The following is a 23,932-nucleotide window of genomic DNA, read 5'->3' as shown; positions in this document are numbered from 1 at the left end:
CGGTGCAGGCCGGGGCGGGACGGGCCGTGGCGAACGCCCGGCGGCTTCGTCGGCCGTGCGTCAGCGCCCGGCGAGCAGCCGGTCGCGGACCTCCCGGCGCAGGACCTTGCCGATCTGCGAGCGGGGCAGGTCGTCGACGAGCACCACCCGGCGGGGGACCTTGTAGCCGGCCAGGTGCTCCCGGCAGCCGGCCCGCAGCGCGGCCTCGTCGGTGTGGGTGTCGGGGAGCAGGACCACGGCCGCCACGACCTCCTCGCCGCCGTGCTCGGCGGGCAGGCCCACCGCGGCGGCGTCCCGGACACCGGGCAGCCGGCGCAGCGCGTCCTCCACCTCGGACGGGTAGACGTTGAAACCGCCGGTGATGATCAGTTCCTTGATCCGGTCGACCACCGTGACGAAACCGTCCGCGTCCATCGTCACGATGTCGCCGGTGCGCAGCCAGCCGCCGGGCAGCAGCACCTTCGCGGTCTCCTCGGGGCGTCGCCAGTAGCCGGTGAAGACCTGCGGGCCGCGAACCAGCAGCTCGCCGGACTCGCCCGGGGCCCGGTCCCGGGACGGGTCGTCGGGGTCGACGACGCGCACGTCGGTGGAGGGGAAGGGCACCCCCACGGTGCCGGGCCGGCGGGCGGGGGAGACCGGGTTGCCCAGGGTGATCGGCGAGGACTCGGTCATGCCGTACCCCTCGACCAGCAGGCCGCCGGTCACCGACTCCCACAGCTGCACGGTGGCCGGCGGCAGGGCCATCGCGCCGGAGAGGCCGTACCGGACGGAGGTGAGGTCGACGCCGCGCTCCCGGGCGGCGGAGGCCAGCCGCTCGTAGATCGGCGGGACGGCGGGCAGGAACGTCGGCGGGCGGCGGCGGGCCGCGTCGAGGACCTGGTCGAGGTCGAAGCGGGGGAAGAGCACCAGCGTCGCCCCGATGCTCACCGAGAAGGTCAGGCAGAGCGTGAGCCCGTACGCGTGGAACAGCGGCAGCACCGCGTACACCGTCTCGGCGCCGTCGCGCAGGCCCGGCACCCACGCGCGGCCCTGCGCGGCGTTGGCCCGCAGGTTGCGGTGGGTCAGGACCGCGCCCTTCGGGGTGCCGGTGGTGCCGCCGGTGTACTGCAGCAGCGCGGTGTCGTCCGGGCCGGGCGCGGGATGGTCGGCCGGCAGCGGGCCGGCGGCGGCGAGCAGGTCCGCCCAGCGCGTCGCGCCCGGGGCCGGGCTGGTCATCGCCGCCCGGGTCGCGCGGGCGCTGGGCAGCGGCAGGCGCAGCGCCCACCGCTTGAGCCGGGGCAGCGCGCCGGTGAGGTCCACCGCCACCACGGTCTCCACCGCGCCCCGGCCACGCACCAGCGGGGCGACCTTGTCCCAGACCACCGCGACCCGGGCGCCGTGGTCGGTGAGCTGCTGGTCCAGTTCCTGGGCGGTGTAGAGCGGGTTGTGCTCGACCACCACCGCGCCCAGCCGCAGCGTCGCGTAGAAGGCGACCACGTGCTGGGGGCAGTTCGGCAGCACCAGCGCCACCCGGTCGCCCCGGGCGACGCCGAGCCGGCGCAGCGCCTCCGCCGCGCGGGCCACCTGGTCGGCCAGGTCCGCGTACGTGGTGGTGGCGCCGTAGAAGTCCAGCGCGACCCGGGAGCCGAACCGCCGGGCGGCGTCCCCGAGCAGGTCGACCAGCGAGCCCGGGGGCTCGGCGACGTCGGCGGGCACGCCGGGGGCGTAGCTGCGCAGCCAGGGCCGGTCGGCGGTGGGTTCCACTCGGCTCTCCTCGGGCGTCGGGCGGCCGTCGGGGACGTCGTCGACCGGCCGCCAGCTTAACCCTACGGCTCGGTAACCTACGGTTGCGTAGGTCACTCGCCGCCGGTGCCGGCCGGTCCGGTCAGCGCCGATCGGCCCCGGTCAGCGCCGGCCGGACGACCGGTGGCGTGCCACCTGGCGGCCCTTCACGAACGCGAGCACGATGACCACGACCAGCGCGATCAGCCCGATGATCACCAGCCATCGGACCGCTTCGAGGAGCAGCCCGAGCAGGATCAGCGCGCCGCCGACGACGCCGATGACCCAGAGCATGGCTCGCATGTCCACCTCCCGTGACCGAGGGACCGCCCGTCCTGGACGGCCTTTCCCGGTCCCGCCGCCGCCATGCCTGCCCAGGCGGGCGGGCCGCGAGTCGGCTACCGTCGGGCGGCGAGTCGGCTACCGGCAGGCGGGCCGCGAGTCGGCTACCGGCGGGCGACGTAGACGGTGTTGGCGGACTCCCGGCCCTGCAACGGGTTGGGAAAGCGGACGACGTGGGCCAGCGAGGTCGGGAACACCCCGGTGAGTACCTGCTGGAAGTCGGTGTCCGGCGGGTCGTTGGACCACAGCGCGAACACCCCGTCCGGGTGCAGCAGGTCGGCGAGGCGGCGCAGGCCGTCGGCCGTGTAGAACGGGGCGTGGCTGGGGTGCAGCACGTGCCGGGGGGAGTGGTCCACGTCCAGCAGGATGGCGTGGAACCGCCGGCCGGCGTCGTCCGGGTCGAAGCCCGCCCCGTCGGCCACCGCCGCGAAGAAGTCCGCCCGGACGAACCGGGTGCGCGGGTCGTCGGCCAGCCCCGACGCGAAAGGCAGCAGGCCCCGCCGGTGCCAGTCGATGACGTCCTCGATCGCCTCCACCACCACCAGAGAGCGGACCCGGGGGTCCTCCAGGGCGGTGCGGGCCGTGTAGCCGAGGCCCAGGCCGCCGACCACGACGTCGAGGGCCGTGTCGGCCAGCGGTGCCAGCCCCAGCCGGGCCAGCTCGATCTCCGCCACCGGGAAGAGGCTGGACATCAGGAACTCGTCGTCCAGCTTGACCTCGTACACCTCGCGGTCCAGCGCGGGGTCGTGCCGCCGGCGCAGGCTGATCTCGCCGATCGGGGTCTCCCGCCAGGCCAGTTCCTCGAATCGCACGCCCACGCGGTTTCCTCACTTCGGCCGGGTCCGAGCGGATGCTACCGCCCGCGCGGGCCCGGCCGCCGCAGCAACCCCCCATCCGGTACGCCCGCATCGCGGCGAGCGCGGTGGCGGTGCCCACGACCAGCCGGTGCAGGGCGTCGCGGCGCATCCTCCGATCCGTCCCGGGTAACCCCTCCCGGAGGCGATCGTGCCGGGGTGACCGGCGGGAGGGGTGGCGCTCGTGGCGGCGGAGATGCTGGCCGGACGGCTGCACGTGGCGGACCGGAGGCTGCGGATGGAGACCGTGCCGGTCCCCGAGCCGGGCCGGGGTCAGGTGCGGATCAGGGTGCAGGCGGCCGGGGTGTGCCTGTCCGACGTGCACCTGATCGAGGGCGCGCTCACCCCGCTCTACCTGCCCGGCGACGTGGTGACCCTCGGCCACGAGGTGGCGGGGGTCGTCGACGCCGTCGGCGACGACGTCGACGGCTGGGAGCCGGGGCAGCGGGTGCTGCTCCAGGCGGGGGAGCGGGACCGCACGGGGACCGTCTTCACCAGGGGCGTCGACTACGACGGCGGCTGGGCCGAGTACGCCCTGGCCCGCCAGGACACCGTCGTGCCGATCCCCGACGACCTGCCCTTCGAGCAGGCGTGCATCGTCCCCGATGCGGTCTCCACCCCGTGGGCGGCGGTCACCGACACCGGCCGGACCCGCCCCGGCGAGGCGGCCGGCGTGTGGGGCGTCGGCGGCCTCGGCGCGCACGCCGTGCAGTTGCTGCGGCTGGTCGGGGCCGCCCCGGTCATCGCGGTGGAACCCCTCGCGGCGGCCCGCGAGCGGGCGCTGACCCTCGGCGCGGACGCCGCCCTCGACCCGGGCGACGCCGCGTTCCGGGACGCGGTCCTCGAACTGACCGGCGGGCGCGGCCTGGACGTCGCCTTCGACTTCGCCGGGGTCACGCCGGTGCGGGAACAGGCGCTCACCGTGCTGGCGCGGCGGGGCCGGCTGGTGCTCGCCGGCATCGCCGACAAGCCGGTCACCATCGCCTCGGACAGCACCTTCAACTACCTGCAGCAGTCGGTGCTCGGCCACTACGGCTCGGAGGCCGAGCACGTCGAGCAGCTCGTCGCCCTGGCCCGGCAGGGCCGCCTCGACCTCGCCGCCTCGATCAGCGACGTGCTGCCGCTGGCCGAGGCGGAGCAGGCCGTGGCCCGGGTGCAGTCCAAACAGGGCAACCCGATCCGCCTGATCCTGCAACCCTGATCTGAATCTTAGGTCTCTACGGTTCCTCGTCATGATCGAGGTTCCTTTGAGCAGGTTCCCCTGCGCTGGTCGCCGGCTTGGACGTGGTCGCCGCCTGGATCGGCGACATGCTGAGCCGCCCCCAAACCCGCGTGGCGCTTTCCTTGTGCACATGGACAGCGGTGCGGGCTGGCGAACGCCACAGTCCAGCAGCGAATCGCCGCGGTGCGCTCCTTCTACGAGTTCCTCGTCGAGGACGGTCTTCGCGTACGAAATCCCGTCCGGCGCGGGCAGTCGGGTCGACGGGGCAGGCGGCCGAAGCAAGGGCTGGTCCGTCGGGTCGAGCAGCCGACGTTCATCCCTCCCGCCCAGCGACTGGTCCGGCCGGACAACGAGATCGGCGGAGGTGATCCGCCTCGACGGCCCCATCCGGTCAGCTGTGCCGCGTCAGCCTCGCTGGCCGCGGCGGTTCCTGCACGTGTACCGGCGCGGGACTTGACGGCAATATGGATAACCGTTAGACATGGGGATAACCGTTAGGGGGTGCGATGCAGCAGGAAGTGATACTCGCGATGCTGGCCAAGGAGGCCTCGCACGGCTACGAACTGCGCGCGCGACTGCGCGACGCACTCGGCCCTCTCGGCGAGGCGATGAACGCCGGGCAGGTCTACGTCACGCTGACCCGGCTGGAGAAGGCCGGGTTGCTGGCCGTCGAGAGGTCTGCCGACGACGCCGACCGGTCGGATCGCAAGGTGTACACGCTCACTCCCAACGGCCAACAGCGGGTCACCGAGTGGATCGCCGAGGTGAGCTGGCCAAAACCCGACCTGGCGGAGTTCCATCTCAAGCTGATTGCAGCCGCATCGGCCGGGCTGGCCGACCCGCTCACCATCGTCGACACCCAGCGCCGCGAACTGCTGCGGCGGCTGCGCGACGCCCAGCGCGCCGCGATGGCCGAGCCGAGCCGCTCGAACGCGGCGCTGTTGCTGGAAGGCATCGTGCTCCGCCTCCAGGCGGACCTGCGATGGCTCGAGGCATGTGAGAAGAACTGGACCCATCGAAGGAGAATTTCGTGAGCGAGGCCCCCGATACGCCCGTGCTCCGCGCGCGCGGGCTGCGGAAGGAATACGGCAAGGGAGAAGGGCTGATACGCGCCGTCGACGGGGTCGATCTCGACGTCGTCGCGGGGGAGACGGTGGCGATCATGGGGCCCAGCGGCTGCGGGAAGTCCACGCTGCTGCACCTGTTCGGCGGGCTGGACCGGCCCTCGGGCGGCGAGTTGCTGCTGAACGACCGTCGCATCGACAACCTCAGCGAGAAAGCCCTGGCCCGGATGCGCCGCACCGACGTCAGCTACGTCTTCCAGTCCTTCCACCTGATGGACGAGCTCACCGCAGTGGAGAACGTCGAGCTGCCGGCGCTGCTGGCCGGGCGCTCGCCGCGGGCCGCCAGACGGCGTGCGGAGCAGCTGCTGGATCAGCTCGGGCTCGCCGGCCGGGCCCGTTTCCTGCCCTCCGCGCTGTCGGGCGGTCAGCGGCAGCGGGTCGCGGTCGCCCGGGCGTTGAGCAACGAACCGCTGGTCGTTCTCGCCGACGAACCGACCGGAAACCTGGACAGCGCCGCCACTCTGGACGTCCTGCGGCTCTTCGAGGAACTGCACGAGTACGGGCAGACACTGGTCATCGTCACCCACGACGCGCGGATCGCGGCCACCGCGGACCGGATGTTCTCCATGCGCGACGGCGCGCTCGTGGATGAGACCCGACTGACCGGTGGCACCACCGGGAAGCTCGGCGCGCTCGTCGGACTCGAGGACTGACCGCAATGGGCCGCATCCTCCTCGTGCTCCGCCTCGCCCTGCGCGACCTCCGGCGGCGCCGTACCGAGGCCGCGCTTCTGCTGATCGCCATCCTGGCGGCCACCATGACACTGACGCTCGGGCTGGTTGTGCGTGACGCGGCCAGCGACCCGTATGAGAGCACTCGGGCGGCGACCAAGGGACCCGACGTGGTCGCCGGCACCGGCGGCTTCGCCGACCTTGCCGACCTTGAGAAGCTGGCCACCGCGTCCGGCGTCACCGAACACAGCGGACCGTACCCCGTCATCGCGGGGAAGATCGAGGCGTCCGGCCGGATGTCGGACGTGCAGGTCGAGGGGCGGGACACCGCGATCGCCTCGGTCGATCAGCCCGAGTTGACGCAGGGCAGCTGGGTCAGCGACGGCGGCGTGGTAATCGAAGCCGCCTTCGCCAGCTCGCTCGATGTGAGCGTCACTGACTCGGTGATGCTGGGCGGCAGGTCGTTCAAGGTCGTCGGCCTGGCTGTCACCGCTGCCATGCCGCCCTATCCCGGGACGTCCTGCATTGTCTCCGTCGGTTGCGTCCACGGCGCCATCCCGACGGACCTGAATCTGCCCCCTGGGTTCTTGCACAACCCCGGGCTGGTCTGGCTCACCCAGGCGGACGTGCGGAGCCTCGCCCCGGCACAGGGCTCCATGTCGTATGTGATCAACCTGAAGCTTGCCGACCCGGACGAGGCCGAGGCGTTCGTCGACGCGAACAGTGGCGACCACGGCGGCACGATGATGCCTATGCAGACCTGGCAGAGCATCCTCGCGGACGCCACCGAACTGGCCAGAGACTCCCAGATCCTGCTGCTGATCGGCGCCTGGTTGCTCGGTCTACTGGCAGTGGCCAGTCTCTCGGTGCTGGTCGGCGGCCGGATGGCCGATCAGACCCGACGCGTCGGGCTCCTCAAAGCGGTCGGCGGCACACCGGGCCTGGTCGCTGCCGTCCTGCTCGCGGAGTATCTGCTGGTGGCCGTCGTCGCGGCGGCGGCCGGGCTGGCGATAGGGGCGCTGACCGCTCCGTTGCTCACCGAGTCGAGCGCGGGCCTCGTCGGCAGCGCGGGGACGCCGTCGTTGACGTGGTCCAAGGTCGCTCTGGTGACCGCCGTAGCCCTCGGGGTCGCGGTCGTGGCGACCGCCGTCCCGGCCGTGCGCGGCGCCCGCTTCAGCACCATCAGCGCACTGGCCGACGCGGCACGCCCACCCCGCCGCACCGGTTGGCTGGTCGCTCTCTCCACACGACTGCCCGTTCCGCTGCTTCTCGCCCTGCGGGTCGCCGCCCGCCGGCCACGGCGGGTGGTGCTTGGCGTGGTCAGCATCGCGGTCACGGTCGGCGGGATCTACGTCCTCCTGGTGCTCAACACCTTCCTCAGCGAACAGTCAGGCCTCCGCGCATACAGCGAAGCTCAGGTGACGGTGCTGCGACACGTGCTTCTCGTCTGGACGGTCATCCTGCTCTCCCTGGCGGCGGTCAACGCCATCGTCGTCACCTGGGCGACGGTGCTCGACAACCGGCACGCGTCGGCGCTGGCGCGTGCCCTCGGCGCAACCCCCCTTGAAGTGAGTGCGGCAATGGCGGCCGCGCAGGTGCTGCCCGCCCTCCTCGGTGCCGTCCTGGGAGTCTTCCCGGGAGGCTACCTGCTGTTCGCCGCCATCATCACGATCACCGACGGCGACAGCAACAAGGCCACGCTTCCCGGGCCCTGGCAGTTGATCACCCTGATACTGGCCACCGTGCTGGCAGTGGCGACGCTCACCGCTGTTCCTGCCCACCTCGGCGGCCGTCGTCCCGTGACCGAGGCCCTCTGAAGCCAAACTCGCGATGACACGAGCGCCCCGCCGAAGCAACAACGTGCTCTGACCCACCCACCCACCCACCCACCCACCCACGCCCCATGCTCTTACAGGGAATTAGTGGCCTCCTACGCGGGGGAGGCCACTAATTCCCTGTAAGAGTGTGATCAGGTGGGGTGGGGGTTCAGGTTCGGGCGGTCAGACGGGCTTTGAGCGCGTCGAGGTCGGGCAGGAACCACACGTGCTCGGCCCGGTTCGACTCGTGGACCAGGGCGCGCAGGGCCGAACTGGCCGCCAGGTGGCGCGAGATGTCGCCGAGGACGGCCAGGCGTAGCCGGTAGTTGACGAACTTCTGCATGACCTCGCCCGCGAAGCCGGTGCCCAGGGAGAAGAAGTCCTCGCCCAGCCGGCTCGCCGGCACGGCCACCACCTCGGCGCCGAGGAAGGCCGCGCCGATCAGGTCCAGCGCGTCCTGTGCGGTCGTCACCGGCGGGCCGGCCGGGTCGCAGACCAGCACGGTCACCCCGGCCAGTTCCAGTACCTGGTCAGGCATGGTCGACCTCCCCGGCGAGCAGGCCGTTGTCGCCGTCGAGCACGGCGTCGAGCAGGCGCAGCAGGTCGGCGGTGGCGGCGGCGTCGCCCAGGATCACGATCTTCATTCGGTCTCGTTCCTCGTCGTGGACGGTCTGGACGCGCAGCGGGCGCGCGGGGTCGTGACCGGTGTTCGCCCCGGCCAGGACGAGCGTGCCCAGCCGGTCGGCCAGCGCCCGGTCGACGCCGTCGATCTGCACGATGCTGGACACCTCCACCGACGCGCCGCCGGCCCGGGTCGGCACCGGCTGGGACCGCCCGGTCAGCGCGTCGAGATCGGCGCGGGCGATCCGGTACTGCTTGCCGATCCGCACCGCCGCGAGCCGGCCCGTGCGGATGTAGCCGCGGACCGTGCGCACGTGCAGGCCGAGCAGGTCGGCCACCTGCTCCACCGAGTACATTTCTTCCCTCATCGGGACCCATTATAGTCTCGATGGGGAAGGATAGGGAGTGGGGGTGGCACAAAAAACCGTGGCCTCCGCCCGAAGGAAGAGGCCACGGTTTCCTGATCGTTGCAGCGGGACGTCAGCGCAGGCGGGACTCGATCGACTCGATGATCCGCGGGCGCAGCTCCGCGGCGCGGATGACGGCGTCGACGGAGCCGACCTCGACCGCGCGCTGGATGTTGTGCACGCGGTCGAACTCCGTGGCCACCTCGCCGAGCTTCTCCGGGCGGACCGTCGCGCGGAGTTCGTCGAGCTCGGCGGTCAACGCGGCGCGGTCGGCGCCGGAGGCTGCCGCGACGCGGGCCTCCAGGTCCCGCACGCGCGGGTCGGCCGCGGTGCGGGCGTTGACGTCGCCGGAGAACACCACCGCGGCGGCGGGGGCGCCGCCGAGCACCGAGGCGAACGAGCCCTCCAGCGCGAGCACGGTCATGTTCGGGTTCAGCGCCTTCGAGAACACCACGAACGCGCCGCCGTGGTACCGCGAGATCACGCAGAACACGATGGGCCCGCGGAAGTTCACGATCGCGCGGCCGATCTCGGCCCCGTACTCGAGTTGCAGCTTCCGCATCGACTCCGGCGAGCCGTCGAAGCCCGACAGGTTCGCCAGCACCACCAGCGGCCGGTTGCCGCTGGCCGCGTTGATCGCCCGCGCGGCCTTCTTCGACGACTGCGGGAACAGCGTGCCGGCCGTGTAGGTGTCCGGGCCGTCGGTGGGCGGGAAGCCCCGCCGCGACACCGACCGTGACTCGATGCCGAGCAGGCACACCGGCATGCCGCCGAGATGCACGTCCTGCACCACCGCGGTCTCCGCGTCGGCCATGCCCGCCCAGCGTTCCAGCACCGGGTGGTCCTGGTCGGAGAGCGCCCGCATCACGGACCGGATGTCGAACGGCTTCTTGCGGTCCGGGTTGGCCTCGGCGGAGAAGATCTCGCCGACGGTGGTGAAGTCGCTGCCCGCCACGGTGTGCGGGAAGTCGGAGATGTCGCGGTCGACGGGGTCGGTCGTCCTCGTCCGCCGCGGCCCCGCCTCGCCGGGCGCGACGTACGTGTGGTCGTAGTGCGACATCAGCACGGCCCGCGCGGCGGTCAGGCTCGGCGCCCAGTACTGCGCCTGCCCGTTCGGGCCCATCACCCGGTCGTAGCCGCCGATGCCGAAGTTGTCCTCGGCCGACACGCCACCGGAGAAGTCGAGCGACTGCTTGCCGGTGAGCACCATCGCCGAGTCCGGCGTCATCACCAGGATGCCCTTGGTGTGCATGAGCATCGTCGCCTCGGCGTTCCAGTACGGCTGCGCGCCGACGTTGATGCCCGCGACCACGATGTTGATCTCGCCGCCGTCCTGGGTGAACTCGACGATCCGCTTGAGCGTCGCCGCCACCCAGTCCATGTTCTCCGTGCCGGACTCCATGGAGATCCGCGCGCCGGAGGACAACGCGTACCACTCCAAGGGCACCTGCATCTGCTCGGCCAGGTCCAGTGCGGCGATCACGCGGCGGCACTCCGGCTCCGACAGCGCCCCGAGTGACTTCGTCGGGTCGCCGAGCAGCACGACCCTGGTGACGCCCTGCGGGTGCCGCCGGGTCGCCGTGGCGACCACGCCCGCGACGATCGCCGCCCTGTTGCGGCCCTTGGGCCGGTCGACCGGCACCAGCACGTGGTTCTCGTCGAGGTCGTGCTCGACGAAGTCGCCGAGCAGCCCGGTCAGCTCGTACGGGTACACCGTGTTGCGGCTGCTCGCCCGCAGCACCTTCAACCGGTAGTCGTCGAGCGGCTCGACCGGCTCGTCGGACGGCTCGCCGATGATCAGCTCGCTGCCACCGGTGGCGTCGAAGGAGACCCGTACGGCGATCTTGGTCAGCTCGCCGGTCGTCCGGTCGCGCTGCCGCGCGATGAACAGGATCTCCTCCAGCCCGGCGCCCGCGGTGGTCGGCAGCACGCGCCCGGCGATCGTCTCCAGCTCGGCACGGGTGATGTGGCTCGGCGGCCAGACGTAGACCACGATCCGGTTGGTGTTGAAGCGCTTCTTCGACGGTCGCCGCGACTGCGCGCGGCGGATCGAGTCGAGGCAGGTGGCGATGGTGTCCTCGGCCGTGGGCAGCGCGATCAGCCGGCCGTCGTGCTCGCGCAGCTCGGTCAGGTCGCGCACCTGGGCGAACGCGACGAGCCGGTCGTCCGACGGGTTCTCCCGCGCCTGGCACTGGAAGAGGTAGACCTCCTCGTCCGACGATGGCAGCCGGGTGAGGTCGAACTTGCGCAGCCGCTCAAGCTGCATCCGCTGCGCGATGTACGGGTGCAGGCCGCGGATCAGCCGCTCCTCGGCCATCCCGGTGGTCGACGGGCGGAACGTGAAGTGGTGGTGCATCACCGCGCCGCGGCTGCCCGCGACGGTGGTGGTGAGCCTCCTGACGTGGCTCGGCAGCGGGTGCGCGGCGATGGCCTCGTGCAGTGCGGCGGCCATCGCGTCGGAGTCCTCGGGCTGCCCCTCCCACGCGAGGTAGATGTCGGCGTCGATGGCCTCCTGGCCGCTCGCCAGCTCGGCGAGCCCGCGCAGCGCGGCACCCAGCGTCTCGAACCGCACGGCGGAGGTCACCAGCCGCGAGCCGGCCCGCTCGGCGACCACGAACCGGCAGCCCGACACGTCGCTGGTGCGGACGCCGGTGAGGCCCTTGTTGCCGTAGTACCGCCGGGTCAGCACCTCCAGCAGCACCGAGTTGTCCACGGAGCCGCGGACGAGCCGCTGGCCGAGCAGCCGCACCAGCGGCTCGGTGCTGCGTACCATCTCGGCGATGAGCTCGGCGCGGTCCGGCGTGTCCGGGTGCTCGTCGAGGAAGCGCAGGTGCTTGCGGACGCCGGCGTACACGAGGGCGCGGTTGCGGCGCAGCAGCGGCTGGCCGAACCACGCGAACACCACGCCCCGGGCGAGGTCGGACACCACGGGGAAGCGGACCTGCGTCGCGGCCACCAGCCGTTCCAGCGCGAGACCGGCGGGCTCGCGCAGGGTCTCGTCCGGCGGCGGCTCGCGCAGCCACGCCCGCAGCAGCGTCGTGACGACCATCGCGTCGGTCGATGCCCGCTGCAGCGCGAGGAAGATCCGGAACACTGCGGCTTCGAGCTCGGGCGAGCGCTCCAGGTCGGGTACGCCGTAGTGCCCGAGGGCCGTGGCGAGCTTGGCCTGGAACGCCTCCGGCAGCCCGGCCCGCTCGACGTCGAGGCTCTGCAGATAGGTGTGGAAGTGCTCGCGGTCGCTGTGCACGTGGCCGTCGCCGCCGTCCTCACCCGCCGGCCGGTTGCGGCTCAGCTCGGTCAGGTCGGCGAACAGGGAGACGAGTTCGAGCTCCTCGGCGAGGGGGCGCACGCGGTCTTCGGTGCTCTTCCGGCGTGCGGCGAGGTAGTCGTCGAGCACGCGGCGCTCGTCGTGCGGGTCGACGTCGTAGCCCAGCAGCAGGCTGCGCAGGTCTTCCTGGCCGCGCCGGGTGCGCTGCCGCGCCGGGACCTCTTCGGGCGCGGCGGGCAGGTCCAGCTCGACGGCGCTGCCGGCCGAGGCGGCCTCGGCCTCGGCGTCGTCGTCGGCGAGCGGCTCCAGCCGCAGCAGCGGGGCGCCGGTCTCCACCTGGCTGCCCACGGCCACGACGCATTCCTTCAGCCGGGCCTTGAACGGCGCCCGCAGCACCGTCTCCATCTTCATGCTCTCCAGCACCAGCATCGGAGCGCCGGCCTCGACCTCGGCCCCGACCTTCAGCGGCGTCGCGACGACCAGCGCGGGCGCGGGGGAGCGCACGACGCCGCCCTCGTCCCGGCTGACCCGGTGCGTCACGCCGTCGACCTCGACCAGGTGGATCGGCCCGTACGTGCTGGTGAGCAGGCGGTATCGGGTGCCGTTGACGAGGATCTGCCCGGTGTGCCGGTCGAAGCGGTCGAGCTCGACGTCGGCGGTGCGGACGTCGTCACCCGCCTCGACGCCGACGCGGAACCGGTGCGCGCCGACCCGCGCCACGCGCACGCGGTAGCCCGCGCCGCGCAGCTTCAGCTCCAGCGGGCGGCCGCTCTCGTGCTGCACCTGCGGGCGTCCGCCGAACGCCGTCGACACCAGCCGCTGCCGCTCGGCGCGCTCCTCCTCCTCGTACGCCTCGATGGCGGCGGCGGCGAGCGCGACGGCGGAGTGCCGGTGCGTGACGAGCCGGCCCTCGCCTCGGACGCGGTCGATCCAGCCGGTGTCGGCGCTGGCGTCGATCACCTCGGGCTGGTCGAGCAGGTCGAGCACGAAGCTCTTGTTCGTCGCGCCGCCCTCGATGATCACCGTGGTCTGCGCCATTGCCCGGCGCAGCCGGGCGAGCGCCTCGTCGCGGTCGCGGCCGTAGGCGATGATCTTCGCGATCATCGAGTCGAAGTCGGCGGGGATGGTGTCACCCTCGCTGACTCCGGTGTCCACCCGGATGCCCGGCCCGGCGGGCAGGGCCAGCCGTGCGATGCGGCCCGGGGAGGGCGCGAAGTCGCGGTCGGGGTCCTCGGCGTTCAGCCGGGCCTCGACGGCGTGCCCGCGCTCGGCGGGCGGCTCGCCTTCGAGTCGCCCGCCCGAGGCCACGTGCAGCTGCGCCTTGACCAGGTCGAACCCGGTGGTGGACTCGGTGATCGGGTGCTCGACCTGTAGGCGGGTGTTGACCTCGAGGAACGCGAACAGTCGGTCGCCGGGGTGGTAGAGGAACTCGACGGTCGCCGCGCCGCGGTAGCCGACCGCGAGGGCCAGCCGCTCGGCCGACGTCTTGAGCTCGGCCGTCTGCGCGGGGCTGAGCACCGGCGACGCCGACTCCTCGATGACCTTCTGGTTGCGCCGTTGCACCGAGCAGTCCCGGACCCCGAGCGCCCAGGCGGTGCCCTCGCCGTCGGCGATCACCTGGACCTCGACGTGCCGGGCGCCGGTGACCAGGCGCTCCAGGAACACGACGCCGCTGCCGAACGCCCGCGCGGCCTCCTGGCTGGTGCGCTCGTAGGCGTCGGCGAGTTCGGCCTCGTTGGTGACCACACGGATGCCGCGCCCGCCGCCGCCCGCGGTCGCCTTCAGCATCAGCGGGTAGCCGATCCCGGTTGCCGCCGCCAGCGCGGCGTCCAGGGTCTCGACCGCGCCGCGGCTCCACGGCGCCACCGGGACGCCGACCTCCTCGGCGATCAGCTTCGCGCCGATCTTGTCGCCGAGCTTGCGCATGGCTTCCGGGCTCGGCCCGACGAAGGTGACGCCGACCTTCTCGCACAGCTCCGCGAACGCCGGGTCCTCCGCGACGAAGCCCCAGCCGACCCACGCGGCGTCGGCCCCGGTCTCCACCAGCGCGCGCTCCAGCACCTTCAGGTCGAGGTACGGGCGCGCGGACGCGGGACCGAGGTCGTAGGACAGGTCCGCCTCGCGGACGAAGGTGGCCGTACGGTCGACGTCGGTGTGCAGGGCGACGGTCTCGATCCGGGTCCCGGTCTCTGCGGCGATGTCTCGTACGGCGTGGATGAGCCGCATAGCGGCCTCGCCGCGGTTGACGATGGCGACACGACTGAACACCCGACCGAGCCCTCCTGTAGTCCGACGATGGGGGGCACCGCGACACGGCGACCCCCGGCAGTGTTCACCCTTCCGTCTACCGATGGGGAACGCCATGTCGCAGACGACGCACGCTGGACGGCGCCAGTTGTAGGAACCCAACAAAGACCGTTGGCCGCACACGCCTAACCAGGGCGTGCGCGAACGGAGCGGAGGCACGCCCTCGCCGCACGTCGACTGTGACCCGGATCACGATCGAACCCACCCACCCCCAGGGCCCGGCAAAGTCGTGGGGTCTCCGGCTTGGCAGGCTCCAGGGGATACGCGCGTTGCCGACACCATCGGCCCCTGCCGGGTCGGCCCCTGCCGGGTCGGCCTGCCGGTGGGGGTATTCGTCGGGCCGCCGCCCGACTGCCCGGTGTGCGGGGCGGCATGGGGCGGCGCAGCGGCGACCTACCGGGCAGGTGCGGGAGGTTTGCGCCGGCACTTTCACGGAATGAGGGGCTATCCCGCGCCGGGAGACCACAAATTCCGTGAAAGTGCGCGGCGGTCGGCGGCGCATGCCGATCCCCGGCAGCTTCGTTCCGTCGGTCAGTCCCACTGGTCCTGGTTGAGGAACCGGGCGAAGCCCCGCCACGAGTTCGGCCCCATCGCCCCGTCGACCGGGCCGGTGTAGCCCCAGCCGGAGGCGAGTCGCTGCACGGCCTTCCAGGTGTTCGCCCCCGGTGCGCCGTCGATCGGGCCGGTGTAGCCGTAGCCGCGCAGGGCCCGTTGCAGCGCCGCGTAGGTGTTCGTCCCGGGCACGCCGTCGATCGGTCCGGTGTAGCCGGACGCGGTGGACAGCCAGTTCTGGGCCCGCATCCACATGACCGGCCCGGGGGTGCCGTCCTGCTCAGTCGTGGTCTTCGGCAGCGGGTCGTCCGGCAGCGGGTCGGTCGGTCCGCCGTTGACGATCTCGAACGCGCTCGGCTTGGCCACGTTCAGGTCCACCGAGGCGATGCCGCCGGTCGATCCCGTCGAGCTGTACTGGTGGGCGCCCCAGGTCGGGTAGGCGCCGCCCAGGTTCGGCTCGCCGGGGTAGCTGCCGTTGTTGGCGCCCCACATCGCCACCCAGAGCTTCACGCCCGCCGCGATCGTTCGCGGCCATGTCCCGGAGCGCAGGTCGGCCGCGCCCATGTACAGCCAGGGCACGTGGTTGCCGATCCGGGCGCGCATCCGCTGGAAGAACGTCGTGACCTCGGTGTCGTTCCACAGCCTCGTCGAGTCGTCGAGCACCTCGTTGTCCAGTGCGATCACGTCGCCGGGCCGGTAGTCGCGCAGGTGGGCGGCGAAGTAGTCGGCGGCCTGGGTGGGGGTCTGGAAGTCCCCGGCCAGCCAGTAGTGGCCGACCCTGAGCCCCGCCGCCCGCGCGCCGTTCACCTGGATCGCGTACTGCGAACCGATGTACGGGCCTTCCGAGAGCTGGGAGCCGCCGGCCTTCACGATCACGAACTGGTGGCCGTCGGCGCGGACATCGGCGAAGTCGATGCCGGCCTGCCAGGTGGCAACGTCGATGCCGGACACCGTGCCGGGCGGCACCGCCGCAGTGGCGGGCGTCGCGGTGGCGGGCGTCGCCCCGAGGCTCACCGGCAACGCGACGGCGATGGCGACCGCCACCGCGAGCCGCCCCAGAACGGCGGTCATGCCGGGTCTCCCGCTGAGGCGCCCGGGCCACCGGGTGACGAGCCGATCGTTCCGCACGTATTGATGATCATCGAGCAATGGTAGTGGTTGGTCAGGTGCGATGCCACCCCTGTGTCGTCGGGGGAGCCCCGATCCAACCCCTGCCGCAAACATTGATGCACGCCACTTCGAGGGCTATTCTCTGCACGTCAATGATCACCTACGACGGCGCGGAGGAACGATTATGGGCCATGAATATCTGCCCGGCTGCTGCGGCGGTGGCGGAGAGCAGTCGCCGGCTGGGCTCAGCCGCCGTACGCTGCTGCGCGGCACCGCCCTGACCACCGGTGCCCTCGCCGTCGGCGGTGTCTTCGGCCTGCCCGGGATCGCCCACGCCGCGCCGTCGATCTACAACCCGTTCGCCGGCTACCCGATCACCGGATCCTGGCAGGAGCACCTCAACAGCGGCTCGCTCGGCGGCATCGACTTCGGGATGGGCGTCGGCACCAGCCTGCCGGCGTGCGGCGCTGGCACGATCCAGAACATCCCGAACAACGGCACGGGCGGGCACACCGTCACGATCCACCACGCGGACGGATACCGCAGCCAGTACATGCACCTGTCGCAGTTCCTGCTGGCCAACGGCGCGGGGGTCGGCGCCGGTGCGATCGTGGGACGGTCCGGCGGGGCCGTCGGCGCCCCCGGTTCCGGCAGCTCCACCGGCCCGCACCTGCACTGGCACATGATCAACCCGAGCGGGGTACGGATCAACCCGCTCACCTACGTCGGCCAGAACCCCGGTGGTGGGCTGCCCAAGACCACGACCGAGCAGGACGGCATCCCGGGCACCATCTTCTACAAGCGGATGCAGAACTGGCTGCGGATCACCTCGGGCTACACCGGCCCGATCGACGGCGCACCGGGGGCGAACACCTACGCGGCGCTGCAACGGGCCCTGCGCGGCTACGGCTACACCGGCCCGATCGACGGGGCGATGGGGCCGAACTCGTGGATGGCGGTGCAGCGGCTCGCCTCCGGCTACGGCTACACCGGCCCGATCGACGGGGCGATGGGGCCGAACTCGTGGCGGGGCTTCGCCCGGTTCCTCAACCAGGACCGGTGGAACTGACCCTCCCGGGCCCATCCCGCCCAGCGGTCGCGCAGGCGTAGCCCGGCGAGCTGGGCCATCAGGTCCAGCTCGCCGGGCCACACGCACCGGAAGGGGATCGAGCGGAACTCGCCGCCACCAGCTCCCCGAAGTGCCCGTCCCCGTCGTCCATCGGCGGACCGTACCGCGACCGCCTCCCGCAACGCCGGGAATTACCGGCGGGTCAGCGCCGCCCGGCGGCCCGGGCGACGAAGGTGCGCCAGGCGGTCGGGGGGAAGGTGAGGGCCGGGCCTGCCGGGTCCTTGCTGTCGCGTACGCCGACGACGCCCGGGAGGTTGTCGGCAACCTCTACGCAGTTCCCGCCGTTGCCGCTGCTGCGGCTGCTCTTGCGCCATCGCGCGCCAGTCAGGTCCATGTCTGCGCCACCTCCGTGATCAGCTCCACCGATTGCCAGTGGGACAGCGCCTCGCCGCGCACGTTCTCCCACGCACCCAGTATCGCCGCGATGTCGTCGGGGTCGCTGACCACCTGTCCCTTCAGCTGGTTGTCCAGGTAGCCGGCGAGCCGGTGGTCGGCGCTGGCCGCGATGACGAACGGCCCGTTCAGCCCGGCGTACGCGCCCACCCGGGACGGTACGACGTGCACCCGCACGTGCGGGTGGGCGCACGCCGCGACCAGGGCGTGCAACTGCTCGCGCATGGTCGCCGGGCCGCCGACCGGCCGGCGCAGCACCGTTTCGTCGACGACGGCGGTGAACTGCGGCGGGTCGTCGTGGCGCAGGACGTCCTGGCGGGCCAGCCGGGTGGCCAGGTGCCGCTCCACGTCGCCCCGGGCGATCAGGCCGGTGCCGCCGAGCACCGCGCGGGCGTACGCCTCCGTCTGGAGCAGGCCGGGCAGCACCATGGACTCGTACGAGCGCAGCGAGACCGCCTCGCGCTCGATCTCCTGCCACGGCCGGAACCAGACGGGCTCCCGACGTCTCGATGTGTCCGCCCAGATGTCCCCGATGTCCCGGCCGAGGACGGCCGCCGCCGCCGCGCGGTGCCGGGGATGGGGGATGCGGTCCTCGTGCAGCCATCGCGCGGTCGTCTTCGGATCGACGCCGACCTCGGCGGCGAGCGAGTCGGTGGTGTGTCCGGTGTCGTGCAGCGCGGCCCGGAGAGCGTCGTTCATGGCCCCTCCCAAGGGGATGTCAGGGATGTCTGCTGACCATACCCTTACGCCCTGTATTTGGGCCATCACGCGCGGCAGGGTTTCTCCGCAGAGGACGGCGCGGCCGGTGGAGGCGAGGGCCCGGCGGTCGCGCCCGTCGGGCCGCCCCACGCATCCGGCGCGGGGCGGCCCTCCACGATCGACGGACGAGGGGGAACCATGCCGCACGGAGGAGGCCGACACCGGCCACTACGTGGATACCGCTGCGGTTGCGTACGCTGCCGCGAGCACCGCGCCGAAAGGCCGATCCCGCCAACGCCAACGCTGCCGCCAACGCCGCCGCTGCCGCCGTCGCCGCCGAAACCGCCGCCGCTGCCGTTGCCGAAAGCGGTGCCGCCGCCGACGTCCAGGGAGTGCTGGTGAGTCGCCTTCCGTCCCGGCCGCACCTGCCGATGCGGCCCGCCTGGCTGTGCCGGTCGTGTGCCGCGCCCTGGCCGTGCTCAACCGCCCAGCTCTGCCTGGTCACCGAGTTCCACGGCCACTCGACCGCGCTCGCGTTCTACCTCGCGGCGTCGATGTACGAGGCGATGGACGACATGTACCGCCTCGGGGCCCGCCCCGCCCCGGGCGTGCTGCACGCCCGCTTCCTCGGCTGGCTGTCCCGCGCCCGCTGCCCCGCCCCCGACCGGTCATGCCCGCGTTGCCGGGGCGGAGGACGACCACCGTCGAATCCGGTCTGAGGCCCGTGGCCCGTACGGGTGCCCGTGCGGAACCGGCGGCGGCTCGTCGTTCTCCGTCAGTCGCCGGGTTGCCGCAGGTACGCCAGCACGGCCAGCACCCGGCGGTTCGCGTCGTCGGTCGGCGGCAGATCCAGCTTGGCGAGGATGTTCCCCACGTGCTTGCCGACGGCGGCCTCGGAGACCACCAGTTCCCGGGCGATCGCCGAATTCGACCGGCCCTCGGCGACCAGGGCGAGCACCTCCCGCTCCCGGGCGGAGAGCCGGTCGATGGGGTCGCGCTGCCGGCGCAGGAGTTGCCGGACCACCTCCGGGTCCACCACGGTGCCGCCGTCGACCACTCGGCGCAGCGCCCCGGCGAACTCCTCGACGTCGACCACCCGGTCCTTGAGCAGGTACCCGACCCGCCGGCCGGCCCCGGAGTCGAGCAGGTCGGCGGCGGCGCCGTGCTCGACGTACTGGCTGAGCACCACCACCGCCAGGTCGGGGTGCTCGCGGCGCAGCCGCAGCGCGGCGCGCAGGCCCTCGTCGGTGTGCCCGGGCGGCATCCGCACGTCGGTGAGCACCAGGTCCGGCCGGTGCTCCGCGACCGCAACGAGGAGCGCGTCGGCGTCCCCGACGGCGGCCGGCACCGCGAAGCCGAACCGGACCAGCAGCCCGGCGAGGCCCTCCCGAAGCAGGACGTCGTCCTCGGCGACCACTACCCGGACGGCGGTTCGTACGGGGTCCACGGCAGCTCCACGGATAGCAGGGTCGGCCCGCCCACCGGGCTGGACAGGAACATTCTGCCGTCGGCCACGGCGACCCGGTCGGCCAGCCCGGTCAGCCCGGATCCCCGGGCCGGTTCCGCGCCGCCGCGCCCGTCGTCGCCCACCTCCACCAGCAGCGCGTCGCCGCGTCGCCGCAGCCGCACGGTGGCCCGGGTCGCGTCGCTGTGCCGGGCCACGTTGGTCAGCGCCTCCGCCACCACGAACCAGGCCGTCGCCTCCAGGTGCGCGGGCGGCCGGGCGGGCAGCGCCGCGTCCACGGTCACCGGCACGCCTGCCCGGTCTGCCAGCTCCTCCACGGCGGTGGCCAGGCCGCGGTCGGTGAGCACCTGCGGCCGGATGTCGTGGATCAGCGCCCGCAGCTCCACCATCAGCTCCTTGGCCTGCCGGTGCGCGCTGGCCACGGAGTGCGCCGCCGGGGAGTCGGGCGGCAGGTCCAGCCGGGCCAACCCGAGCTGAAGGGTCAGGCTGACCAGCCGCTGCTGCGCCCCGTCGTGCAGGTCCCGCTCGATGCGTCGCCGCTCCGCCTCGAACGCGGCGGCGAGCCGGGCCCGGGACCGGGACACCTCGACCAGCTCGGCCCGCAGCCGCTCGTCCGGGCCGGCGGCCAGCAGCGCCCGGGTGAGCGCGCCGTGCCCGCCGGCCAGCAGCCCCACCAGCCAGGGCGCGGCCGGGGCGGCGAGCAGCCCGACGAGGGCGTACGGGATCGCCTGGCCGACCGTCGAGGCCGTGCCGATGCCGAGCGACACCGGCCGGTCGGAGCCGGCCACCAGCGCGGGCGCGGCCACCAGCACGCCGATCAGCAGCAGCACCACGGCGACCGCCGTGTAGAGCACCGGGACGACGGTCACCAGCAGCGCCAGGTCGGCCGACTCCCGCCAGGCCGCCGGGTCGGCGTACCGGGAGCGCAGCCAACGGCCCGGGCTCTCGGCCGGTGGGCGGCGGGGGACCGGCCGGGCGTCGACCAGCCGCAGCCGCCACCGCTCGACCATTGCCACCGGGGCGGACAGCAGCGGCCCGCATGCCAGGGCCAGGGCCACGGCGAGCAGCGCCGCGCCGGCCCGCTCCAGGCCGGACCCGTCGGCCGCCAGGGCCGCGCACGGCAGCGCGAGCACCCCGAGCGGCACGCCCACGGCCAGCACCACCGGCACGGTGCCGAGCAGGTACGCCAGCGACCGCCACAGCCAGCGGCCGAACGCGAAATTCGGGCGGCTCAGCGCCGCCAGGACCGTCTCCGGCTCCGCCGGTGCGGTGTGCGGTGCCGCCGCCGAGGCAACACTCGGCTCAGGGGACGCCACCGGACCACCGTAGTGCCCGGCCCTGGGTATACCCAGCCCCACCCCGACCTGGGGGGCTGCGCGTAGTGCCCGCCCCCGCCGCCGCGTGGTCCGCTGTGACACGGAACGAATCGGGCGGGGAGGAAGAGCGGATCGTGCTGGAACTGGTGGATGTGGGCAAGGTGTACCGGGGCGGCCGGCGGGCGGTGGACGGGTTGACCCTGCGGTTGGGGCCGGGGCTCGTCGGGCTGCTCGGCCCCAACGGGGCGGGGAAGTCGACGCTGCTGCGGATCGCCGCCACGGTGACCCGGCCCAGCAGCGGGCGGGTGCTCTTCGACGGGGCGGACGCGGTCGCCCGACCGGAGGCGCTGCGCCGCACCCTCGGGTACCTGCCGCAGGACTTCACCGGCTACCCGAAGCTCAGCGGGCGGGAGTTCCTGTCGTACCTCGCGGCGGTGAAGGGGCTGTCCCGGCGCTCGGCGCGGGCCCGGGTCGACGAGCTGCTGGAGCTGGTCAACCTCACCGACGCGGCCCGCCGACCGCTCGGCGGCTACTCGGGCGGCATGCGGCGGCGGGTCGGCATCGCCCAGGCGTTGCTCGCCGACCCCCGGGTGCTCGTCGTCGACGAGCCGACCGCCGGCCTCGACCCGGAGGAGCGGGTCCGGCTGCGCAACCTGCTCAGCGACCTGGCCGCCGACCGGGTGGTGCTGCTGTCCACCCACATCGTCTCCGACGTCGAGTCGGTGGCCGGGGACATCGCGATCGTGGCCGGTGGGCGGCTGCGCCGCCGGGGCGCCCCCGCCGACCTGCTGCGCCCCCTGGTCGGCCGGGTGTGGGAGGTCGACCTGCCGCCGCAGGAGGTGCCCCGGCTCGCCGCCGGGCACGTGCTCACCCGCACGCTGCGCACCCCGACGGGGGTACGCGCCCGGGTGCTGGCCGCCGCGCCGCCCGCGCCCGGCGCCGTGCCGGTCACCCCCGACCTGGAGGACGCGTACCTCGACGCGATCCACACCCCGCAGCCGGCCGCGCCGACGGCGGTGTGGCGGTGAGCGCCCCCCGGGTGTCCGCCCGCCTCGCGGGGCAGGCCCACGCGGCCGGCGCGGTGGCCCTGGCCGACCTGCGGGAGCGGGTACGCCGGCCGGCGTACCTGGTGGTGCTGGGCGCGGCGATCGGCCTGGGCCTGCTCGCCGCGCCCGCCGCCGACGCCCACTGGGTGATCCTCGACGCGGGCGGCTGGCGGGGCCGCTACGACAGCGCCTGGACCGGCACGGTCATCGCCCTCGCGGCGGCCCTGTGGCTGCTGCTCGGCGGCTTCTACGTGCTGCGCGACGGCATCGAACGCGACGAGCGCGGCGGCGTCGGCGAGCTGCTGGCCGCCACCCCATTGACCCGGGTGGCCTACCTCGCCGGGAAGTTCGGCAGCAACCTGCTGGTGCTGGCGTCGATGACCGGCGTGCTGGCCGGCACGGCGGTGGTGCTGCAACTGGCCCGGGGCGAGTCCCGCGCGCTCGACCCGGTGGCGCTGCTGTCGCCGTTCCTGCTGCTGACCCTGCCCGTGCTGGCGGTCACCGCGGCGGCGGCGGTGCTCTTCGGCACCGTCCGGCCGCTGCGCGCCGGGCTCGGCAACGTCGTCTGGTTCTTCTGCTGGACGGTCGCGGTCATCGGCGGGCAGGGCGCCGGTGCGCCGCTCGGCGGCCTCGGCAGCCACCGGGTCGCCGCGTCCGTGGCCGCCGACCTGGCCGGGCGGGGGGTGCCGTTGAAGGGCGCGGAGTTCAGCCTCGGGCTCACCGCCCGGGACGCGCCACTGCGCGTCTTCGACTGGTCCGGCCTGCACCCGGACGCCGGGTTCGTCGCCGCGCGGCTGCTGCTCCTGCTGCTGGCCGCCGGCCTTGCGGTGCTGCCCGCACTCTGGTTCACCCGCTTCGACCCCGCCCGGGGCCGCTACCGGCCGGTGCCCGACGGCCCCGCCGGGCACCCCGCTGCCGTCGCGGCTGCCGCCCCGGGCACGTTTTCCACCCAGGGTGGCGTCGCGGCTCCGGGCACGTTCGCGGCTCCGGGCACGTTCGCGGTCCCGGGCTTGGTGCCCGGTTCCGGCGGGCCGGCGGGGTATCCGGCCGCCGCGTTCGGCGGGCGGCCCCGGACCCCGGCCCACCCCGGGGCAACCGCCGGGCGGCTGCTCGCCGGCGAGCTGCGGGTGCTGGTGCAGGGGCTGTCCCGCTGGTGGTGGGCGGGGGTGGCGGTGCTCGCGGTCGGGGCCGCCGTGGCACCGGCCGACGTGGCCACCCGGGGACTGCTGCTGGCCGCCTGGATCTGGCCGGTCCTGGTCTGGTCCCGGCTCGGCACCCAGGCACACGCCGAGGGCGTCGAGCCGCTGCTGGCCGCCCACCCCCGTCCGTACCGTCGGGTGGTCGCCCAGTGGGCGGCGGGCGCGGCGCTGACCGCAGCCGTCGGCGGGGTGCCGGCGCTGCGGATGGTGCTGGCCGGCGACGGTCCGGGGCTCGCCGCGTGGGCCGCCGCCGTGCTGCTCCTGCCCGCCGGGGCGCTGGCGCTCGGCGCGCTCACCCGCAGCCCGCGCCCGTTCCAGGTCGGCTGGGTGGCGCTGTGGTGGGCGGCGGTGAACGGGCTCGGCGGGCTCGACGTCACCGGCACGGTACGCCAGGACGGGCTGCCGGCCGGCCCCGCGCCGCTGCCGCTCGTCGGAGCCGCCGCCGCGCTGCTGGCCGTCGGGCTGCTCGCCGCCCACCTGCGCGAAACCACCCGCTGAGGTGGGCGCCCACCCGCCGCCGGGGCGGTGGCGGGTGGGGGGCCGGGCCCGAAGACCCTCCGGTCGGCGACGGAGGGTCTTCGGGGGATCGACGCAGCGTTTATCCTGTGCCCCGACCGACCCGTCGGAGG

19 protein-coding genes are annotated in these 23,932 nt (G+C 73.5%); 8 read left to right on the top strand and 11 right to left on the bottom strand.

The features are described from left to right. Nucleotides 1-60: 60 nt before the first annotated feature. The 3 genes from GVV04_RS20240 to GVV04_RS20230 all read right to left on the bottom strand — a co-directional run bounded on the left by GVV04_RS20240 (nt 61) and on the right by GVV04_RS20230 (nt 2,921). Complete coding sequence (locus GVV04_RS20240; protein ID WP_161689647.1) at nt 61-1,743, bottom strand: long-chain-fatty-acid--CoA ligase; 1,683 nt, start codon at nt 1,741-1,743, stop codon at nt 61-63. 141 nt (nt 1,744-1,884) lie between these two features. Further along, on the bottom strand, nt 1,885-2,064 hold the full coding sequence (locus GVV04_RS20235; protein ID WP_161689646.1) for a hypothetical protein: 180 nt from the start codon (nt 2,062-2,064) through the stop codon (nt 1,885-1,887). A 143-nt stretch (nt 2,065-2,207) separates the two neighbouring features. After that, a complete protein-coding gene (locus GVV04_RS20230) occupies nt 2,208-2,921 on the bottom strand; it encodes a polyamine aminopropyltransferase (RefSeq protein ID WP_161689645.1) in 714 nt (237 codons plus the stop codon). A gap of 220 nt (nt 2,922-3,141) precedes the next feature. Here GVV04_RS20230 and GVV04_RS20225 point away from each other — a divergent pair, with 220 nt between their 5' ends. The 4 genes from GVV04_RS20225 (at nt 3,142) to GVV04_RS20210 (ending at nt 7,791) form a co-directional block, all read left to right on the top strand. Continuing rightward, nucleotides 3,142-4,158, top strand: a complete 1,017-nt coding sequence (locus tag GVV04_RS20225) for a zinc-binding dehydrogenase (RefSeq protein WP_328822482.1) — start codon at nt 3,142-3,144, stop codon at nt 4,156-4,158. 527 nt (nt 4,159-4,685) lie between these two features. Next, complete coding sequence (locus GVV04_RS20220; RefSeq protein WP_161689644.1) at nt 4,686-5,213, top strand: PadR family transcriptional regulator; 528 nt, start codon at nt 4,686-4,688, stop codon at nt 5,211-5,213. Beyond that, nucleotides 5,210-5,956, top strand: a complete 747-nt coding sequence (locus GVV04_RS20215) for an ABC transporter ATP-binding protein (RefSeq protein WP_328822481.1) — start codon at nt 5,210-5,212, stop codon at nt 5,954-5,956. Before GVV04_RS20220 ends, GVV04_RS20215 begins: the two co-directional genes overlap by 4 nt. Nucleotides 5,957-5,961: 5 nt before the next feature. Beyond that, entirely contained in the window at nt 5,962-7,791 is a 1,830-nt protein-coding gene (locus tag GVV04_RS20210) for an FtsX-like permease family protein (protein ID WP_161689643.1), read from the top strand. A 169-nt stretch (nt 7,792-7,960) separates the two neighbouring features. Here the strand turns inward: GVV04_RS20210 and GVV04_RS20205 are convergent, their stop codons facing one another. The 4 genes from GVV04_RS20205 to GVV04_RS20190 form a co-directional block, all read right to left on the bottom strand. Beyond that, nucleotides 7,961-8,329: a DUF4180 domain-containing protein gene (locus GVV04_RS20205; protein WP_161689642.1), complete on the bottom strand. Its 369-nt coding sequence runs from the start codon at nt 8,327-8,329 to the stop codon at nt 7,961-7,963. Beyond that, nucleotides 8,322-8,780 (bottom strand): helix-turn-helix domain-containing protein, encoded by a 459-nt coding sequence (locus tag GVV04_RS20200; RefSeq protein WP_235966486.1) that lies wholly within the window; start codon nt 8,778-8,780, stop codon nt 8,322-8,324. The genes GVV04_RS20205 and GVV04_RS20200 overlap by 8 nt, the downstream gene beginning before the upstream one ends. A 112-nt stretch (nt 8,781-8,892) precedes the next feature. After that, a complete protein-coding gene (locus GVV04_RS20195; protein WP_161689641.1) occupies nt 8,893-14,355 on the bottom strand; it encodes an ATP-binding protein in 5,463 nt (1,820 codons plus the stop codon). Between the two features lie 570 nt (nt 14,356-14,925). After that, the gene (locus tag GVV04_RS20190) at nt 14,926-16,017 is read right to left on the bottom strand and encodes a GH25 family lysozyme (protein ID WP_161689640.1); all 1,092 of its coding nucleotides are present in this window, start codon (nt 16,015-16,017) and stop codon (nt 14,926-14,928) included. 223 nt (nt 16,018-16,240) lie between these two features. Here GVV04_RS20190 and GVV04_RS20185 point away from each other — a divergent pair, with 223 nt between their 5' ends. Continuing rightward, nucleotides 16,241-17,125, top strand: a complete 885-nt coding sequence (locus GVV04_RS20185) for a M23 family metallopeptidase (protein ID WP_161689639.1) — start codon at nt 16,241-16,243, stop codon at nt 17,123-17,125. 202 nt (nt 17,126-17,327) lie between these two features. Here GVV04_RS20185 and GVV04_RS20180 read toward each other — a convergent pair whose 3' ends face one another. Next, the gene (locus GVV04_RS20180; RefSeq protein ID WP_161689638.1) at nt 17,328-17,519 is read right to left on the bottom strand and encodes a DUF397 domain-containing protein; all 192 of its coding nucleotides are present in this window, start codon (nt 17,517-17,519) and stop codon (nt 17,328-17,330) included. Beyond that, entirely contained in the window at nt 17,510-18,277 is a 768-nt protein-coding gene (locus tag GVV04_RS20175; RefSeq protein ID WP_161689637.1) for a DUF5753 domain-containing protein, read from the bottom strand. The genes GVV04_RS20180 and GVV04_RS20175 overlap by 10 nt, the downstream gene beginning before the upstream one ends. 398 nt (nt 18,278-18,675) lie before the next feature. On the opposite strand from GVV04_RS20175, the gene GVV04_RS20170 reads away from it, so the two are divergent. Continuing rightward, nucleotides 18,676-18,996, top strand: coding sequence for a hypothetical protein (locus tag GVV04_RS20170; RefSeq protein ID WP_201753835.1), 321 nt, complete (start codon nt 18,676-18,678; stop codon nt 18,994-18,996). 56 nt (nt 18,997-19,052) lie between these two features. Here GVV04_RS20170 and GVV04_RS32270 read toward each other — a convergent pair whose 3' ends face one another. Next, a complete protein-coding gene (locus GVV04_RS32270; protein WP_328822480.1) occupies nt 19,053-19,724 on the bottom strand; it encodes a response regulator transcription factor in 672 nt (223 codons plus the stop codon). Beyond that, the gene (locus tag GVV04_RS32265) at nt 19,694-21,058 is read right to left on the bottom strand and encodes a sensor histidine kinase (protein WP_328822479.1); all 1,365 of its coding nucleotides are present in this window, start codon (nt 21,056-21,058) and stop codon (nt 19,694-19,696) included. Before GVV04_RS32265 ends, GVV04_RS32270 begins: the two co-directional genes overlap by 31 nt. 95 nt (nt 21,059-21,153) lie before the next feature. On the opposite strand from GVV04_RS32265, the gene GVV04_RS20160 reads away from it, so the two are divergent. Continuing rightward, entirely contained in the window at nt 21,154-22,086 is a 933-nt protein-coding gene (locus GVV04_RS20160) for an ABC transporter ATP-binding protein (protein WP_328822478.1), read from the top strand. Then, nucleotides 22,083-23,801: a hypothetical protein gene (locus GVV04_RS20155; protein WP_328822477.1), complete on the top strand. Its 1,719-nt coding sequence runs from the start codon at nt 22,083-22,085 to the stop codon at nt 23,799-23,801. Before GVV04_RS20160 ends, GVV04_RS20155 begins: the two co-directional genes overlap by 4 nt. The last annotated feature ends 131 nt before the right edge of the window (nt 23,802-23,932 follow it).

This window comes from Micromonospora rubida (assembly GCF_009908295.1).
GTDB lineage: Bacteria > Actinomycetota > Actinomycetes > Mycobacteriales > Micromonosporaceae > Micromonospora > Micromonospora rubida.
Note: the sequence above shows the minus strand (reverse complement) of the source record. Positions and strands in the feature narration are given on the sequence as shown.

Bases quoted from the DNA above. Each gene is read 5' to 3' on its own strand.
- GVV04_RS20235 (WP_161689646.1), bottom strand. From the start codon at position 2,064: ATGCGAGCCATGCTCTGGGTCATCGGCGTCGTCGGCGGCGCGCTGATC.
- GVV04_RS20220 (WP_161689644.1), top strand. From the start codon at position 4,686: ATGCAGCAGGAAGTGATACTCGCGATGCTGGCCAAGGAGGCCTCGCAC.
- GVV04_RS20210 (WP_161689643.1), top strand. From the start codon at position 5,962: ATGGGCCGCATCCTCCTCGTGCTCCGCCTCGCCCTGCGCGACCTCCGG.
- GVV04_RS20205 (WP_161689642.1), bottom strand. From the start codon at position 8,329: ATGCCTGACCAGGTACTGGAACTGGCCGGGGTGACCGTGCTGGTCTGC.
- GVV04_RS20200 (WP_235966486.1), bottom strand. From the start codon at position 8,780: ATGAGGGAAGAAATGTACTCGGTGGAGCAGGTGGCCGACCTGCTCGGC.
- GVV04_RS20190 (WP_161689640.1), bottom strand. From the start codon at position 16,017: ATGACCGCCGTTCTGGGGCGGCTCGCGGTGGCGGTCGCCATCGCCGTC.
- GVV04_RS20185 (WP_161689639.1), top strand. From the start codon at position 16,241: ATGGGCCATGAATATCTGCCCGGCTGCTGCGGCGGTGGCGGAGAGCAG.
- GVV04_RS20180 (WP_161689638.1), bottom strand. From the start codon at position 17,519: ATGGACCTGACTGGCGCGCGATGGCGCAAGAGCAGCCGCAGCAGCGGC.
- GVV04_RS20175 (WP_161689637.1), bottom strand. From the start codon at position 18,277: ATGAACGACGCTCTCCGGGCCGCGCTGCACGACACCGGACACACCACC.